The sequence below is a fragment of the Streptomyces sp. NPDC002324 genome (assembly GCF_053593335.1).
This window is the reverse complement of sequence record NZ_JBSFCF010000005.1, coordinates 25,248-41,744: the sequence shown is the minus strand read 5'-3', so window position 1 is coordinate 41,744 and position 16,497 is coordinate 25,248. Positions and strand designations below refer to the sequence as shown.

The window sequence follows — 16,497 nt, the reverse complement described above, 5'->3', positions numbered from 1 at the left end:
GTAGATGGCCCGCAGGGCGCCGTAGGAGGCTCACAGGACGTCGTAGGAGGCCTCGGGGTCCTCGGCCGCTGCCTCCTGGACATAGCGCAGGACGCCCCACATGCCGTGCTCGTCGGCGTGCGGGGCGTCCTTGTCGCCCTTGCACGCCTCCAGCTCCTTGCGCAGAGCGGGGACGTCGACACCGGCCCCGATGAGCACGAGCTGTGTGAGCCGGGGGCCGTCACCGATGCCGTCGTCGCCGTCCGCCCAGGGCTCCGGGTAGAACCGCAGGAACCGCCCCACTGCATGCACGGCATAGCGGTTGCGCGGGTCGTACGGTCCGAAGTCGACGTACCCCTTGATCCGGTAGAGCCCCTCGGCCCTCCCGTCCAGGAACGCCATGAGCCGCCGGGGGTCGAGCGGCACATCGGAGACGAAGGCGACACTGTCGTAGCCGGTGTGCAGATGTCCGGCGTCCTCGTGGTGTCCGTCGGGGTCGTGCCGGTGCAGGTCGTCGAAGGAGAGCTGGCCGACGCGCTCCTCGGACGGCCGGCAGTCGAAGAGGAACTCGGGGTCGACACGCCCGTGGACGGCCGGCACCACGGCGGCACGGTCACCGAGCGACCGGACGAGCGACAGGACCCGGTCCCCGTCCTCGGCCCGGTCGAGCTTGTTCACGACGACGAGGTCGGCGAGGGCGAGATGCCGGTCGATCTCGGGATGCCGCTGCCGGGTCTGCGGGAACTCGGCCGCGTCCACGACTTCGACGAGGCCTCCGTACACCACCCGTGGGTTCTCGCTGGCGAGCACCATCCGCACGAGCTCCTGCGGCTCGGCGAGCCCGCTCGCCTCGATGACGATGACGTCGATCCCGGCGGCGGGAGCGGTGAGCCGTTCCAGATACTCGTCCAGTTCACTGACGTCGACGGCACAGCACAGACATCCGTTGCCCAGCGACACCGTGGAGTCCCCGAGCGCGCCGGCCACCGCCATCGCGTCGATCTCGATCGCCCCGAAGTCGTTGACGACGGCCCCGATACGGCTGCCGCCGCTGCGGTGGAGGAGGTGGTTGAGCAGGGTGGTCTTCCCCGCGCCGAGGAATCCGGCGAGGACTACGACGGGGATCTGGGGCGGGGGCTGCGAACCCTGCGCGTCCTGCACGTCCTGCACGTCCTGCAGACCCCGCACGTCCTGCAGACCCTGCGCACTCTGCGGGTCCTGTACGACCTGCGGGTCGGTCGGGCGGTACGGGCCGTGTGAGTCCTGGGGGCTGTGTGGGCCCTGTGACTCCCGTGAGTCCTCGGGGCTGTGTGAGCGCTGCGACTCACGCGAGCCCTGCAACTCCGGCGAGCCGTGCGGCCTCGATGCCTGCCGCGGCTCCGGGTTCGACCCCGCCCACGGTTCCGGCAGAGGCCCGAGCCGCGTCAGAGAACCGGGCCCCGGCTCGGACCCGCGCTCCGGCTCGGACCCGCGCTCCGGCTCAGGAAACGTGCCGGGTTCGGGCTCCGGTCGCGTCTTCGGCTCCTGACTCGACGACTGGCTCAACACGCGCCCTCTCTCACACCGTTGCGTGCGCCGGCACGCGGCCGGTCATCGCACGAGGCCGGTTCATGGACCGGCTCACACCGGAACACCGCAGCTCCCGCGCCTTCCTTGAATGCCGTCCCAGGATACGAGTGAGCGCCGAACGCCCCGTGGAGTGGACGGTTGTCAGCGGCGCCCGAGGGGCACACGTTGGGCATGGCGCCGGTCCGCGCGACCCACACATCCTTCCGTGCGCCTCCTCTCCGCCTCCCAGCCGACCGGTGCCGCTCGGCGACACTGAGAGGCGGCAAGCGCCGCCCATCGCTCGCCGGTCCCCATCCCGTCGCCCCGCACCGACGACCGGCGGACGGCCGCCTGAATCGGGGGTTGACATGGCCACACAGAATCTTGGGGCGCGGGGAATCGGCCCCGCCGCAGCAGCGGGCTTCGCCTTCGTGGTGGGAGCACTGGGCGCGGTCGCCGTGGAGCGGCGCGTCCGCACCGTACTTCGACGCCTGGAGCGACTGGAACGGCTGGAGCGCGAGACCGAGCAGCGTGCCGCCCTGATCAGCTATCAGCGACACAACGTCGACCTGGTCATGAAGGCGGCGGCGGACCCGACACTCCTTCCGGTCCTGAACGCCTACGAGGAGGAACTGTCCACCGACAGGCAGCGGCAGTACCTCTTCGCCAACCTCCTCTACACACACGTCCTCCAGGGCTACCGGGTGGGCGTCTTCAGCCGGGCCGAGTTGTACGGACACCTCCGCGGCATCTTCCAGAGCACCCTCATGCGCGACTACTGGGCCGCCACACGGCACCACCGGTCGAGTCTGAAGGAGGGTTCGGAGGAGTCGGAGATCGGCAGGATGGTCGACGCCCTGATCAGCGATCTGGAGGACGCGAGCACGGACGAGTGGTGGGTCGTGGGCGAGCCGCCCGCCGAATAGGATCCACAGCCCCTACGGCCCTCAACCCCGAGGGCCACTCCCACAGCCTTCACCCCCCACGGCGCTCACCCCCCACAGCGCGACCCCCACCTCTGCCTTCACTCCAGCGCACCTTGGATGCACGCGCATCAACCGGCTTCATGAGGCTAAGTTTGGCCCGCTCGTTATCACTACTCATGATTCAAGGATCGAACCCGTTGAAAATCGTGCGCCGCATCGGTGCGTCCCCTCGCGAGAGGGGCAGTGCCGCGGGGCAGACATGCCCAGACATCTTCGAACTGCAGGATGGCACCTTCGCAGTGATCGGGACCGACCAGACAGAGAAACTCGACCCCGAGCTTCCTGCCGACGCCTCGCGCGCTGACTACGAGAGGATCGTGGTCATCAGCCGCGAGACTCTCATCCGGGCAAAGTCGGACATCCCCGACGCCTGATCCTGAACGGGGGCTCGCCTGCACTACAGCGCGGGCCCCTCGCGCCGCCGGACCCCGCGACCAGGTCGGACCATCTCACCGTCGGCCATGACCCGGGCCCCACAGCCCCAGGCCCCGCTCTCGGCCTCCGCACAGCCTCCGCACACTCCTTCCGGCCCGTCCGGAAGCCGCCCGGACGCGAGTCAGGTTAGGCTCACCTCTGTGAGTACGTGCACATCCGCGTCCCGACATCTCGGCGAGCCTCTCGCCGGGACCGCCGCCACGGCGAGGACATGGCTGCTGCTGGAACAGCCCGGCCCCTGGGGCGTCAAGGCGCTCACCTCCAGCCATCTCGACCCCGTGCTCGGCCGCGCCCTCGAAGCCGCGGCGGAGGGCACCGGCGTACGCGTGGCGCTCATCCGGCGTCCCGGCCGCCACGCAGACTGCCGTGAGGTCCGCGAGCGCCGGGTGTACGTGGCGCACACCGTCCCCGGAAACGTCTGGCTGCACACCGCCACGACGTCCGACCCCCGCGAACTGCTCGGTCTCGACTTCGCCGCCCTCGGCCGGGGCGACCACCGCACCTTCGGAACGGCTCTGCGGGGGCGGCCCCACACCGGCGCCCCCCTGGCGCTCGTCTGCACCAACGGCAAGCGCGACCGTTGCTGCGCCCTCCTCGGCCGGCCGCTCGCCGCCGAACTGGCCACCTCGGGGGTCGAGGGCACCTGGGAGGTCACCCATCTGGGTGGTCACCGCTTCTCCCCCACCCTGCTCGTGCTCCCCTTCGGGTACGTGTACGGCCGCGCGGAGGCCCACCACGTCAAGGAGGTCCTCCATGGCGTACGGGAGGGCCGTGTAGTGACCGAGGGGTGCCGGGGCAACTCCGCCTGGGAGCGTCCCGGCCAGGCGGCCGAACTGGCGGTGCGCACCGAGACCGGGGAGGACGCGGCCGCCGCGTTCACCGTCCTGCGCACGGACGGCTCGGCTCCTCGGTGGGAGGTGACCGTCGCCCACACCGACGGCCGCCGCTGGACCGTCGCCGTCGCCCAGGGCGCCGCCCAGCCGCCCCGCCCGGAGAGCTGCGGCTCCCCGCTGGGCTCCCCGGCGCGGTTGGACGTGCTGACCGTACGAGAGCTGTCACCGAGCGCGGTCGCGCACTAGCGGGCCGGGCACCGGCGGGCCGGACACAGCCCCCGTCTCGACCTGGCGCCGTCGTAGAAACACCCGGTGTCTGAGATCCGCGCCACACCCCTCTACGACCGGCCCGCCCTGTCCACGTACCGTCTTGGGTATGAGCCCCACTCCCCCCGCGCGCCGCCTGCGTCTCGGTATGCCGCGGCGGGTGTTCTCGCAGGTCCTGCTGATGCAGGTGGCCATCGCCGCCGGTGTCGCCGTCCTCGCGACCGGGCTGTTCCTCGCGCCGCTCAGCGAACAGCTGGACGACCAGGCGATGCGGCGGGCCCTCGCCATCGCGCAGACGACCGCCGCCCAGCCGCAGATCGCGCAGGACCTGGTGTCGACGCGGCCGTCCGTGCACGGCCCCGTACAGGTCGAGGCCGAGCGGATCAGGAAGGCCAGCGGAGCCGAGTACGTGGTCGTGCTGGACCGGGTCGGAGTGCGCTGGTCGCACCCCGACCCCGCGGAGATCGGCGGCCTCGTCTCGACCGACCCGCGCCGCGCTCTGGCCGGGAACGAGGTCATGGAGATCGACTCGGGCACCCTGGGACGCTCCGCCCGGGGCAAGGTGCCGCTGCGTGACGCCGACGGGAAGATCGTCGGCGCCGTCTCGGTGGGCATCGAGTACGACAGCGTGCGCGCCCGGCTCATCCACGCGATCCCCGGGCTCCTGGCGTACGCCGGCGGTGCCATGGCGGTCGGGGCGCTGGCCGCGTATCTGATCTCCCGCCGGGTCTACCGCCAGACCCGTGACCTGGCCTTCTCCGATATCGCGGGGCTGCTCGCGGAGCGCGAGGCGATGCTGCACGGCATCCGGGAGGGCGTGGTCGCGCTGGATCGCGCAGGCCGCGTACGCCTGCTCAACGACGAGGCGCGGCGGCTGCTCGGGATCGGCGACGAGGCGGTCGGCCGATCGCTCGACGAGGCGCTCGGCTCCGGCCGTACGACGGATGTACTGGCGGGCCGGGTCACGGGCACCGATCTCCTGACCGTGCGCGGTCAGCGCGTGCTGGTCGCCAATCGCATGCCCACCGACGACGGGGGCGCCGTCGCCACCCTGCGCGACCGCACCGAACTGGAGCAGCTCGGCCGCGAACTGGACTCCACGCGCGGGCTGACGGACGCCCTGCGCGCCCAGGACCACGAGCACGCCAACCGAATGCACACCCTCCTCGGCCTGCTCGAACTGGAGATGTACGACGAGGCCGTGGAGTTCGTCGGCGAGGTCGTCGGCGACCACCGGGCCACCGCCGAGCAGGTCACCGAGAAGATCCACGACCCGCTGCTCGCCGCGGTCCTGGTGGGCAAGGCGACCGTCGCGGCCGAGCGCGGGGTGGCCCTCGCGGTCGCGGACGGCACGATGCTGCCGGACCGGCTGATCGATCCGCGTGGGCTCGTCACCGTCGTCGGCAACCTCGTCGACAACGCCCTGGACGCCGTCGCGGGCACGCCGCACGCGCGCGTGGAGGTCGATCTGCGCGCCGAGGGGCGCACGGCGATCCTCCGGGTGCGCGACACGGGCCCCGGAGTCCCGCCCGACAAGCGGGAGTTGATCTTCACCGAGGGCTGGTCCACCAAGACGCCGCCCGCCCATCGCGAACGCGGCATCGGGCTCTCCCTGGTGCGCAGGTTCGCCGAGCGACAGGGGGGCAGCGCCCGGGTCACGGAGGCGGCGGGCGGCGGCGCGGAGTTCACCGTCGTCCTGCCCGACGCGCTCGCGGAGCACGGCCTGGTGACCCCGGTGTCCGCACCCACGCCCACCCCTGTGGCACCCGAGGACCGACCGGCGCGGCAGGACGAGCCGACCGCCGGTCACCAAGGGCGGCCGGGCCCCGCACGGGCGCCCGAAGCCGCCGGCAGAGCCGCCGACAAGGAGCCGCGATGATCGAGGTCCTGATCGTGGACGACGACACCGGAGTCGCCCGCGTCAACGCCGCCTACGTGGAGAAGGTCGCCGGTTTCCACGTCGCCGGTGTGGCCCACAGCGCGGCCGAGGCGTTGCACCGCCTGGAGACGCTGCCGCACGTGGACCTGGTCCTGCTGGACCACTATCTGCCGGACGACACGGGGCTCGTGGTGGTCCAGGAGATGCGGCGCCGGGGCCACCAGAGCGACGTGATCATGGTGACGGCGGCCCGAGACGTCTCGACCGTCCAGGCGGCGATGCGCCAGGGCGCGCTGCAGTACCTGGTCAAGCCGTTCGCGTTCGCCGGGCTGCGGGCGAAGCTGGAGGCGTACGCGGAACTGCGGCGCACCCTGGACGGCGGCGGCGAGGCCGAACAGGCGGAGGTGGACCGGATCTTCGGCGCTCTCTCGGCGGGCGGGGAGCCGGACCTTCCCAAGGGCCACTCCCCCACCACCACCGAGCTGGTACGCCGTGCCCTGATGACCGCCGAGGGGCCGCTGTCCGCCCAGGAGATCGCCGACCGGACCGGACTGAGCCGCCAGACCGCCCAGCGCTATCTGAAGCTCCTGGAGCGTACGGGACGGGCCCGCCTGACCCTCAGGTACGGGGACGCCGGCCGCCCTGAGCACCGTTACGCATGGGCGACCCGCCCCTGAGAACCCCCGGGCCGACGGCCACGTCGTCGTCCGCGCCCCTCGCCCTCACACCGCCCCGGCGCCCGTCAGCGAACGCACCTCGGTCTCCGCGTGCTTGGCCTCGTCCGGCGGCTCGGCCGACAGGACCGTACCGAGCCAGCCCGCGAGGAATCCCAGCGGGATGGAGACGAGGCCGGGGTTCTGCAACGGGAAGACCTGGAAGTCCAGGCCGGGGAACAACGAGTCGGCGCTACCCGACACGACGGGGGACAGCAGCACGAGGACCAGGGAGGGGACGAGCCCGCCGTACACGGACCACACCGCGCCGCGTGTGGTGAAGCCGCGCCAGAACAGCGAGTACAGCAGTACGGGCAGGTTGGCGGAGGCGGCGACCGCGAAGGCGAGGCCGACGAGGAAGGCCACGTTGAGATCCTTGGCGAGCAGCCCGAGCCCGATCGCGACCATGCCGATACCGACGGCGGCCGTACGTGCCACGGCGACCTCGCTGCGCGGCTTCGAACGTCTGCGCCGCAACGACGCGTACAGGTCATGGGCGACGGACGCCGACGACGCGAGGGTGATACCGGCGACGACCGCGAGAATCGTGGCGAAGGCGATGGCGGCGACGATCGCGAACAGAACCGTTCCGCCGGTGGAGTCCGCGCCACCGCCCAGATCGAGGGCGAGCAACGGGACAGCCGTGTTGCCGGCCGCGTTGGAACCCCGTACCGCCTGAGGGCCGACCACGGCGGCCGCGCCGAAGCCCAGCACGATCGTCATCAGATAGAAGCCGCCGATCAGACCGATCGACCAGACCACCGAGCGGCGCGCGGCCCGCGCGGTGGGCACCGTGTAGAAGCGCGACAGGATGTGCGGCAGCCCGGCCGTGCCGAGGACCAGCGCGAGTCCGAGGCTGATGAAGTCGAAGCGCGCGACCCAGTCACCGCCGTACTTCAGCCCGGGTGCGAGGAACGCGTCACCGTGCCCGCTGCGCTCGGCAGCCGTCCGCAGCAATTGGTCGAAGTCGCCGTGGAACCGCAGCAGTACGAGCACGGTCAGCGCGGTCGCCCCGCCCATCAGCAGGACCGCTTTCACGATCTGGATCCAGGTGGTGGCCCGCATCCCTCCCAACGACACGTAGACGACCATGAGCGCGCCGACCCCGATGACCGTCCAGGCCTGCGCCGCCTCGCTCTCTCCCCCCAGCAGCAGCGCGACCAGGGTGCCCGCTCCCACCATCTGTGCCACCAGGTACAGAACGGACACGGTCACCGAGGAAGTTCCCGCGGCGATCCGCACCGGCCGCTCGCTCATCCGGGCCGCGACCACGTCGGCGAGCGTGAACCGCCCGCAGTTGCGCACCAGTTCGGCCACCAGGAACAGCACCACGAGCCAGGCGACCAGGAAACCGACCGAGTAGAGCAGCCCGTCGTACCCGAAGAGCGCGATGAGACCCGAGATGCCGAGGAAGGACGCGGCGGACATGTAGTCGCCCGCGATGGCAAAACCATTCTCCATCGGCGAGAACAGCCGCCCCCCGGCGTAGAACTCCTCCGCCGAGCCGTGCCGGTGACGGCTCACCCATGTCGTGATGCCCAAGGTGACCGCCACGAACGCGCTGAACAGCAGCAGCGCCAGCGTCTGATGGTCGGCGGTCACCGCTCGCCCCCTCCGACGCCACGCGTCAACTCCTGGGTGTCCCAGCGCAGATCGAGCGCCGCCCGGTCCCGGCGCAGCCTGGCGTGCCGCGCGTACGCCCAGGTGAACAGGAACGTCGTGAGGAACTGCCCGAGCCCCGCCAGCATGGCCACGTTCACCGCGCCCGCCACGGGCCGCGCCATCAGCCCCGGGGCCGTCGTCGCCGTCACGACGTACGCCACGTACCAGCTGAAGAAGACGGCGACACCCGGGATCACGAACCTGCGGTAACGGCTGCGCACCTCCTGGAAGGCGGCGCTCCGCTGGACCTCCAGATACACCTCGGCCGCGCCCCCGACCTGGCCCTCCCGCGCCTCGGCCACGACCGGTGCCGACCCGCCCGTGCCGTCCAACTCCCCCCAGCCGGAGGCCAGCGCGTCGTACCAGGGATCGTCGAACCGCACGTCCTCGTCGGCGAGGACGTGCCCCTCGTGCTGCTCAACCGGGCTCTCAGAACCACCCCCGCGTCGGCGGGGACGGCCGGTGCTTGACTGCATGCCCAAGCATGGACAGAACAGAAAGACCCCCGACGCACCTCTTCACGATTCTTCACCCCATCAGGTGAAAGCCCGGCCAGCCTCCCCCACTCGGGCAGAACGAAGACCTCGCGCACTCGCCCATGGATCCGAAAGCACCGACGGCCGCCGGCCGCGTACGGCGAGAAAGGGCCGCGCCGGGGGGTGCCCGCCCGCAGCGGTCGGCGCGTCAACGCGCCGAACCTTCCCGGCCAACCGATTCCGCGCCGTTCCGAGGACGGGCACCCCCGGCACGCCCCCGACCCGCGAGCAACCGAAAGCGCCCGGCCCGAGCGAACACACACCCGAGCCAGACGGCTTCCCAGCCCCGAACCGGGCCCAAGCCGAACGGGGCCCAGGCCAGACCGCCCCCGGCCCGGGCCGAGCCGGAACCCGGCCGGCCCAGGCACCCCCCCGCCCAAGCCGGCGCAGCGACTACGCGTCGATGCGCGACCGGTCCAACGTAGCCGCCGAGCTGGAGATGAACTCCTTGCGCGGCGCGACGTCGTTCCCCATCAGCAGGTCGAACACCTGCTCCGCCGCCTCCAGGTCCGACAGGTTGATCCGACGCAGCGTCCGGTGCCGCGGATCCATCGTCGTCTCCGCCAGCTGGTCCGCGTCCATCTCGCCGAGGCCCTTGTAGCGCTGGATGGAGTCCTTGTACCGGACACCCTTGCTCTGGAACTCCAGCAGCCTGTCGCGCAGCTCACGGTCCGAGTACGTGTAGACGTACTTGTCCTGCCCCTTCTTGGGCTGGACCAGCTCGATGCGGTGCAGCGGCGGCACGGCGGCGAAGACCCGTCCCGCCTCGACCATCGGCCGCATGTACCGCTGGAAGAGGGTCAGCAGCAGGCACCGGATGTGCGACCCGTCCACATCGGCGTCGGTCATCATGATGATCTTGCCGTAACGCGCCGCGTCGATATCGAACGTACGCCCGGACCCGGCCCCTATGACCTGGATGATCGCGCCGCACTCGACATTCTTGAGCATGTCTGTGACGGACGACTTCTGGACGTTGAGGATCTTGCCCCGGATCGGCAGCAGCGCCTGGAACTCGGAGTTCCGCGCGAGCTTCGCCGTGCCGAGAGCCGAGTCGCCCTCCACGATGAACAGCTCGCTGCGCTCGACGTCGTCACTGCGGCAGTCGGCGAGCTTGGCGGGCAGGGACGAGGACTCCAGCGCCGTCTTGCGACGCTGCGCGTCCTTGTGCTGACGTGCGGCGATACGGGTACGCGCGGCGGCGACGGCCTTCTCCATGACGACCCGCGCCTGAGCGGCGGCGTCCCGCTTCGTGGAGGTCAGGAACGCCTTGAGCTCCCTGGCGACGACCTGCGTCACGATGCGCCGGGCCGCCGAGGTGCCGAGCACCTCCTTGGTCTGCCCCTCGAACTGAGGTTCGGCCAGACGCACCGTGACGACGGCGGTCAGACCCTCCAGCGCGTCGTCCTTGACGACGTCGTCCTCGGCGACGCGCAGCATCTTCTTGGCGCGCAGCACCTCGTTCATCGTGGAGGCCACGGCCTGCTCGAAGCCCGCGACATGGGTACCGCCCTTGGGGGTGGCGATGATGTTCACGAACGACTTCAGGGTCGTGTCGTAGCCGGTGCCCCAGCGCATGGCGACGTCGACGCCGAGTTCGCGGGTGACCTGCGTGGGCGTCATCTGACCGTGCTCGTCCAGGACGGGCACGGTCTCCCTGAAGGTGCCCTGACCGGAGAAGCGGAGGACATCGCAGACCGGCTTGTCGGAGGCAAGGTACTCGCAGAACTCGCTGATGCCGCCGTCGAAGCGGAACGACTCCTCACCCTTGCTGCCGCCCTCACCGAGGCCGAACTCGTCCCGGACGACGATCGTCAGTCCGGGGACGAGGAAGGCGGTCTGGCGGGCGCGCTGGTGCAGGTGCTCCAGCGAGAGCTTGGCGTCCTTGAGGAAGATCTGGCGGTCGGCCCAGTACCGGACGCGTGTGCCGGTGCGCGCCTTGGGGATCCGCTTGCCCTTGCGCAGGCCGCTGGCCGCCTCGAACTTCGCGTCCGCGCCCTGCCCCGCGAACGCGCCGGGCACCCCGCGCCGAAAGCTGATGGCGTGCGTGCCGCCGTTGCGGTCGACCTCGACGTCGAGGCGGGCGGAGAGCGCGTTCACCACGGAGGCGCCCACGCCGTGCAGACCGCCGGAGGCGGCGTACGAGCCGCCGCCGAACTTGCCGCCGGCGTGCAGCTTGGTCATCACGACCTCGACACCGGACAGGCCGGTCTTGGGCTCGACGTCGACCGGGATGCCCCGGCCGTTGTCCCGCACCTCCACCGAGGCGTCGTCGTGGAGGATGACCTCGATGTGGTCGCAGTACCCCCCGAGGGCCTCGTCCACGGAGTTGTCGATGATCTCCCAGAGACAGTGCATCAGGCCTCGACTGTCGGTCGAGCCGATGTACATACCGGGGCGCTTCCGCACGGCCTCGAGCCCCTCGAGGACGAGCAGGTGCCGCGCGGTGTAGTTGGAACCGTCCCGGTCTGCTCCGGTCAGCAGCGCTGTGGACGGCACGGACGTATCGGCGGTCACGCGGTTCGCTCCTCGCTGAATTTCAGGTGAGGCCCTTTTGGGTAAGGGGCCCGGCTCTGTTGCCGGTCCGAGGGTACCGAGGCCTGGTAGAGCCGTTGTAACGCCACCCTCGTCCGAAACTCAGAGTAGTCCAGAGTCGCATACACGTTCGATCCCTCGATGGGGTGAAGTACATATCACGTTCCCTTCGGGGCATGAACCATTTAGGCTCCGGGCACGTCCTCATGAACAACCGGCAACCCAGCCGGGAGGACCGTACAACCGATAGAACGACAACCAGAACCACCGACAGACAGCGCGAAGCCCGTACGACACGAAGACACGCACTACGGCTCATTCGCCGCCAACCGGCAGCAGACAGCCGGCCCGGAAAGATTTTTTCGAGTTAAAGCCGCGAGCGGGAACGTTTTCGGCCTGGTTGGATGTTGACCCTGGTACGACAGCTCGTCGAGCTAGAGAAGAGGCGACGTGACTACTGTTCTGACCCCCGCGACCCCGCTGACGGCCGCGGACCGATGCGACCGCTGCGGCGCCCAGGCATATCTGCGCGTCGTCCTGCTGAGCGGTGGAGAGCTTCTGTTCTGCGCCCACCACGGCCGCAAGTTCGAGCCGGAGCTCAAGAAGATCGCCTCGGAGATACAGGACGAGACGGAGCGGCTCACGGCTGCTCCCGCGACCGCGGAAGAGGACGAGCGCTGACGCTTCGCACCTACGACGAGCCGCCACCGGCTCGAGGCCGGTGACCGGGCGGCCACTCCCGTACACACGGGGTGGCCGCCCGCTCTCGTGCCGCACATACACGTCGTACGACGGCGCACCGCGCCTCAGCGGCTCCCCATGAGGACACGGGCGACGTACGAGCCCCTGGTGTAGACACCGGGGTTCCCGGCGACCCCACAGCCGCTGCCCCAGGACACGAGCCCGATCAGCTTCCCCTGGGCGACCAGCGGCCCTCCGCTGTCCCCCTGGCAGGCGTCCCGGCCGCCGTCCTCCTCACCGGCGCAGACCATGGACCCGGACAGGTATCTCCCGTCCGCACTGCCTGGGTAGGCCCTCGCGCAGACCTCGTCGGCCAGCACCTTCACCGGCGCGGCCCGCAGGCTCCGGCCGTAGTCGCCGGCGCCGGTGGTGTCCCCCCAGCCGTAGACCGCGGCCGGTGTGCCGGACGCGTAGGCGGAGTCACCGGCCGCCGCCAACGCGATGACGGAGCTCTCGGGCAGCGGTGAGGCGAGCGTCACCACCGCGAAGTCGCCCGCGTTCGTATACGGGTCGTACTCGGGATTGACCCAGGCGCCGCTCACCGTGATCTCCTGACCCTCGGCCGACGGCAGCTCGGCACGGCCCGCGATGACCCTCAGGTCGCCGACGCGTTCCGGGGGGCCTCCCAGCACGCTCTCGCTGAGGCAGTGGGCGGCCGTCAGGACGGTCGAGCGGCCGACCACCACACCGCCGCAGAACTGTCCTGCCCGCGTACCCCCGAACCGGTCACGGCTGGACAGCGCCACCGTCCAGGGCGCCTGGGAGATCTCGACCGGATGGCCGCCGATGACGACCTCGGCCGTCGCCGACGGCGGCGACGCCAGCGGTATGACGGCGGTGGTGGCCGCGACGGCCAGCAGTCGGGCGAACGATCGACGCATGCGCGCTCCTCACTCCGGGGCATGGATGGCACACCCAGAGTGATCCACCGGATCGGCTTCCGCAGCCGCACACACGCCGAAGGCCCGGCTCCTTCGAGGGAACCGGGCCTTCGGGGCCGACCGGGCGGCGGGTGCCGTGCCGTCTAGTCCAGGTAGTCGCGCAGGACCTGCGAACGGGACGGGTGACGCAGCTTCGACATCGTCTTGGACTCGATCTGACGGATGCGCTCACGCGTGACGCCGTAGACCTTGCCGATCTCGTCGAGGGTCTTCGGCTGACCGTCGGTGAGACCGAAGCGCATGGAGACGACGCCGGCCTCGCGCTCGGACAGGGTGTCGAGGACGGAGTGCAGCTGCTCCTGCAGGAGCGTGAAGCTGACCGCGTCGGCCGGGACGACGGCCTCGGAGTCCTCGATGAGGTCACCGAACTCGCTGTCGCCGTCCTCGCCCAGCGGGGTGTGCAGCGAGATGGGCTCGCGACCGTACTTCTGGACCTCGATGACCTTCTCGGGGGTCATGTCGAGTTCCTTGGCCAGCTCCTCCGGGGTGGGCTCGCGGCCCAGGTCCTGGAGCATCTGGCGCTGCACGCGCGCGAGCTTGTTGATGACCTCGACCATGTGCACCGGGATACGGATGGTGCGGGCCTGGTCGGCCATGGCGCGGGTGATCGCCTGACGGATCCACCAGGTGGCGTACGTGGAGAACTTGTAGCCCTTGGTGTAGTCGAACTTCTCGACCGCGCGGATCAGACCCAGGTTGCCCTCCTGGATGAGGTCCAGGAAGAGCATGCCGCGGCCGGTGTAGCGCTTGGCCAGGGAGACCACCAGACGGAGGTTGGCCTCCAGGAGGTGGTTCTTGGCGCGGCGGCCGTCCTCGGCGATGATCTCCAGCTCGCGCTTGAGCTTGGGGGCGAGCTTGTCCGCGTTGGCCAGCTTGTCCTCGGCGAACAGACCGGCCTCGATGCGCTTGGCGAGCTCGACCTCCTGCTCGGCGTTGAGCAGCGGGACCTTGCCGATCTGCTTGAGGTAGTCCTTGACCGGGTCGGCGGTGGCACCGGCGGCGGCGACCTGCTGGGCGGGGGCGTCGTCCTCGTCCTCGTCGGACAGCACGAAACCGGCGTTCTCGGTGCCCTCGGGCTCCTCACCGGGCTTGCCGCCGGGCGTCTCCTCGAGAACCTCTTCGTCGGCGAGCTCGGGGTCGTCCTTCTTGGAGGTGGTCTTCTTCGCCACCGTCTTCTTGGCGGCGACGGTCTTCTTGGCGGGGGCCGCCTTCTTGGCAACCGCCTTCTTCGCGGCGGCCTTCTTGGCGGGGGTGGCGTCCTCGGCGGCGGCGTCGGCCATGGGCTCCGCGGGGGCGGCTGTGGCAGTGGCCTTCTTGGTGGTCACCGTCTTCGCCGCGACCGTCTTGGTGGCGGTGCGCTTGGCCGGACTCTTCGCTGCGACGCTCTTTCGGGTGCGCTTTGGCTCCGCGGCACTGACCATCAGCGTCACACCCTCTTCCTCGAGGATCTGGTTGAGGCTGCGCAGTACGTTTTTCCACTGAGTGGCCGGAATCTGGTCAGCTTCGAAGGCCCGACGCACATCGTCGCCGGCGATCTGCCCCTCAGCCTTTCCCCGCTCAATGAGCGCCATGACAGAGACGGACTCGGCGATCTCCGGCGGGAGCGTACGGGATGTGCTGGCCGACACGAACAACCTCTCGGAACGTTGGAAAACGGCTTCCGGCCCCGTCCACTGCGGACAGGAGCCGACCACCGGCTTGGGAGTGGGCCGACGGTGCGGGCGGGGGCCGGGAAGATGCACAGCGCCGTGAACGGCGTCCGTATTCCCTCCGCGGCTGTCGCCTCTTAGGTCATCGCGCTGTTCCCGCGAGCGTTACGCCCAATCTGCGTGGCCCGAGTCACACCCCGTAAGCGCGCAAAAGCGGTCAGACACTGCCAGAGGCGATCGATCAAGGCCACAACCGGTTCTGTTAGGGCGGGTACCCGAACGATTCCCGAACGAACTCCGCAATGTGGATCACCGTTCTCCCCGGGTTCCGGCGGCCCTTCCAGGGGCAGCCACCGCACGGGGCCTCCATCGCCCCGACGGGCTCGCAGGACCGTCGGGCCGCTGCTCCGACATGGATCCCGTCGCCTACGCCGCCTCCGTCGCTCCTGGCGGTGCGAGTCCTTCGGCGGTGTGAGTCATCCGGCAGTGCGAGTCCTTCGGCAGTGCGGGTCATCCGGCAGTGCGAGTCCTTCGGCGGTGCGGGCCACCCGTTCAGGGCCGCCGACCCATGCCGCGCGCTGCCGACGTCACTCTCCGTTCGTCGTGCCGCCGGGCCCCGCCGAACCCCTGGGAGGGTTCGCTGGGGCCCGTCGGCACGGATCCGCCGGTCGAGCGACGCCGCGGAAGGGCCGCTGCCCTCGCCGGTGGGCCTCGCCGCGCTCTCGGCGCCCTCAGTGTTCGCGCGGCGCCGGCACCACACGCTCCACCTCGGGGTGGACGGTCAGCAGTTGACGCATGGCCGCCTCGGCCGCCGCTCCGTCGCCCGCGGCGAGGGCGTCGACGATCCGGGCGTGGTGCGTGAGGGTCGACTCGGTCGGCCGGTCACACCCGGTGGCCGGGCCGCCCGAGACCTGCAGTGCCGAGGAGACGATGCCGGAGAGGTGCTCCAGCATCCGGTTGCCCGCGAGCTGGATGAGCAGCGAGTGGAACTCGGCGTCCGCGCGCGAGAAGGTCAGCGGGTCGCCCTGCGCCATGGCGTGGCCCATGAGCTCGACCATGTCGCCGAGGCGCTGCTGGATGTCGTCGCGGCCGTGACCGGCGGCGAGGCGGGCGGCCAGGGGCTCGATCGTCCAGCGCAGCTCGCTGAGCTCGCGCCGCTGGTTGTCGCGCTGCGGACCGAAGGCCCGCCATTCGATGATGTCGGGGTCGAGGAGGTTCCAGTCGCTGACCGGCCGGACGCGCGTGCCGACGTTCGGGCGCGCGCTGACCAGGCCCTTGGCCTCCAGGACGCGCAGGGATTCACGGACGACGGTGCGGGAGACCTCGAAGCGCTGGCCGATCTCCTCGGGCACGAGGGGGCGGTCCGCGCCGAGGTCTCCGGAGACGATCATCTGGCCGAGCTGCTGGACGAGTTGGCCGTGCAGTCCGCGTCCGCGGCTCCCGGCGGCGCGGCGGCCCACGCGGCCCAGCTCGGGCTCGGCGGCGTCCCAGGCGGGGAGGCCCACGCGGTCGACGCCCGCGGGCTCGGCGTACGGGTAGCGGTCGAGATCGCCCGGTCCGGCGAGGCCGGAGTCGGCGGAGCGGGCGGCGGTCATCATGGTGTGCGCAAGGGTACTCACGCATCCTTTGTCGGCTGCGTTTCCAACTCCCTTGAGGTCTTTGGTGAAAAGCACACGAAAGGGTGATCGCTCACCCCGTCGCAATTGACGCCTTATCGGAAAGAAATGGGCGTTCTACGAGGAGTTGTGCGCATTCCGCCAACGCAAGGGCACGGACAGTGAGCACGAAAGGAT

13 protein-coding genes are annotated in these 16,497 nt (G+C 70.5%); 6 read left to right on the top strand and 7 right to left on the bottom strand.

Annotated features, from left to right (window positions below):
* Positions 1–30: 30 nt before the first annotated feature.
* Complete coding sequence (locus ACWCRJ_RS09320; protein ID WP_450938706.1) at positions 31–1,167, bottom strand: CobW family GTP-binding protein; 1,137 nt, start codon at positions 1,165–1,167, stop codon at positions 31–33.
* Between the two features lie 728 nt (positions 1,168–1,895).
* Between ACWCRJ_RS09320 and ACWCRJ_RS09315 the strand changes: the two genes are divergently transcribed.
* From ACWCRJ_RS09315 to ACWCRJ_RS09295, 5 genes are all read left to right on the top strand, one after another.
* Positions 1,896–2,453, top strand: coding sequence for a DUF6082 family protein (locus ACWCRJ_RS09315; RefSeq protein WP_450938705.1), 558 nt, complete (start codon positions 1,896–1,898; stop codon positions 2,451–2,453).
* Between the two features lie 197 nt (positions 2,454–2,650).
* The gene (locus ACWCRJ_RS09310; RefSeq protein ID WP_450938704.1) at positions 2,651–2,887 is read left to right on the top strand and encodes a hypothetical protein; all 237 of its coding nucleotides are present in this window, start codon (positions 2,651–2,653) and stop codon (positions 2,885–2,887) included.
* A gap of 201 nt (positions 2,888–3,088) precedes the next feature.
* A complete protein-coding gene (locus tag ACWCRJ_RS09305; protein ID WP_450938703.1) occupies positions 3,089–4,027 on the top strand; it encodes a sucrase ferredoxin in 939 nt (312 codons plus the stop codon).
* 130 nt (positions 4,028–4,157) lie between these two features.
* On the top strand, positions 4,158–5,927 hold the full coding sequence (locus ACWCRJ_RS09300; RefSeq protein ID WP_450938702.1) for an ATP-binding protein: 1,770 nt from the start codon (positions 4,158–4,160) through the stop codon (positions 5,925–5,927).
* Positions 5,924–6,604, top strand: a complete 681-nt coding sequence (locus tag ACWCRJ_RS09295; RefSeq protein ID WP_450938701.1) for a DUF7342 family protein — start codon at positions 5,924–5,926, stop codon at positions 6,602–6,604. Before ACWCRJ_RS09300 ends, ACWCRJ_RS09295 begins: the two co-directional genes overlap by 4 nt.
* Positions 6,605–6,649: 45 nt before the next feature.
* On the opposite strand, the gene ACWCRJ_RS09290 is transcribed toward ACWCRJ_RS09295, so the two are convergent.
* The 3 genes from ACWCRJ_RS09290 to ACWCRJ_RS09280 all read right to left on the bottom strand — a co-directional run bounded on the left by ACWCRJ_RS09290 (position 6,650) and on the right by ACWCRJ_RS09280 (position 11,355).
* Positions 6,650–8,242 carry a solute symporter family protein gene (locus ACWCRJ_RS09290; RefSeq protein WP_450938700.1) on the bottom strand — a complete coding sequence of 531 codons (1,593 nt, stop codon included), beginning with the start codon at positions 8,240–8,242 and terminating at the stop codon, positions 6,650–6,652.
* Positions 8,239–8,778 (bottom strand): DUF485 domain-containing protein, encoded by a 540-nt coding sequence (locus tag ACWCRJ_RS09285; RefSeq protein WP_450938699.1) that lies wholly within the window; start codon positions 8,776–8,778, stop codon positions 8,239–8,241. The genes ACWCRJ_RS09290 and ACWCRJ_RS09285 overlap by 4 nt, the downstream gene beginning before the upstream one ends.
* Positions 8,779–9,231: 453 nt before the next feature.
* Complete coding sequence (locus tag ACWCRJ_RS09280) at positions 9,232–11,355, bottom strand: DNA gyrase/topoisomerase IV subunit B (protein ID WP_450938698.1); 2,124 nt, start codon at positions 11,353–11,355, stop codon at positions 9,232–9,234.
* A gap of 468 nt (positions 11,356–11,823) precedes the next feature.
* Here ACWCRJ_RS09280 and ACWCRJ_RS09275 point away from each other — a divergent pair, with 468 nt between their 5' ends.
* Positions 11,824–12,054 (top strand): DUF7455 domain-containing protein, encoded by a 231-nt coding sequence (locus tag ACWCRJ_RS09275; RefSeq protein WP_005481555.1) that lies wholly within the window; start codon positions 11,824–11,826, stop codon positions 12,052–12,054.
* A gap of 125 nt (positions 12,055–12,179) precedes the next feature.
* Here ACWCRJ_RS09275 and ACWCRJ_RS09270 read toward each other — a convergent pair whose 3' ends face one another.
* The 3 genes from ACWCRJ_RS09270 to ACWCRJ_RS09260 all read right to left on the bottom strand — a co-directional run bounded on the left by ACWCRJ_RS09270 (position 12,180) and on the right by ACWCRJ_RS09260 (position 16,323).
* Positions 12,180–12,995, bottom strand: a complete 816-nt coding sequence (locus tag ACWCRJ_RS09270; protein WP_450938697.1) for a S1 family peptidase — start codon at positions 12,993–12,995, stop codon at positions 12,180–12,182.
* A gap of 143 nt (positions 12,996–13,138) precedes the next feature.
* Positions 13,139–14,689: an RNA polymerase sigma factor gene (locus ACWCRJ_RS09265; protein ID WP_450938696.1), complete on the bottom strand. Its 1,551-nt coding sequence runs from the start codon at positions 14,687–14,689 to the stop codon at positions 13,139–13,141.
* Positions 14,690–15,435: 746 nt separating this feature from the next.
* Positions 15,436–16,323 (bottom strand): FadR/GntR family transcriptional regulator, encoded by an 888-nt coding sequence (locus tag ACWCRJ_RS09260; protein ID WP_450938695.1) that lies wholly within the window; start codon positions 16,321–16,323, stop codon positions 15,436–15,438.
* Positions 16,324–16,497 lie beyond the last annotated feature (174 nt).

Excerpts from the sequence above, each read along its gene's own strand:
- ACWCRJ_RS09300 (WP_450938702.1), top strand. The coding sequence starts at position 4,158 with ATGAGCCCCACTCCCCCCGCGCGCCGCCTGCGTCTCGGTATGCCGCGG.
- ACWCRJ_RS09285 (WP_450938699.1), bottom strand. The coding sequence starts at position 8,778 with ATGCAGTCAAGCACCGGCCGTCCCCGCCGACGCGGGGGTGGTTCTGAG.
- ACWCRJ_RS09295 (WP_450938701.1), top strand. The coding sequence starts at position 5,924 with ATGATCGAGGTCCTGATCGTGGACGACGACACCGGAGTCGCCCGCGTC.
- ACWCRJ_RS09315 (WP_450938705.1), top strand. The coding sequence starts at position 1,896 with ATGGCCACACAGAATCTTGGGGCGCGGGGAATCGGCCCCGCCGCAGCA.
- ACWCRJ_RS09270 (WP_450938697.1), bottom strand. The coding sequence starts at position 12,995 with ATGCGTCGATCGTTCGCCCGACTGCTGGCCGTCGCGGCCACCACCGCC.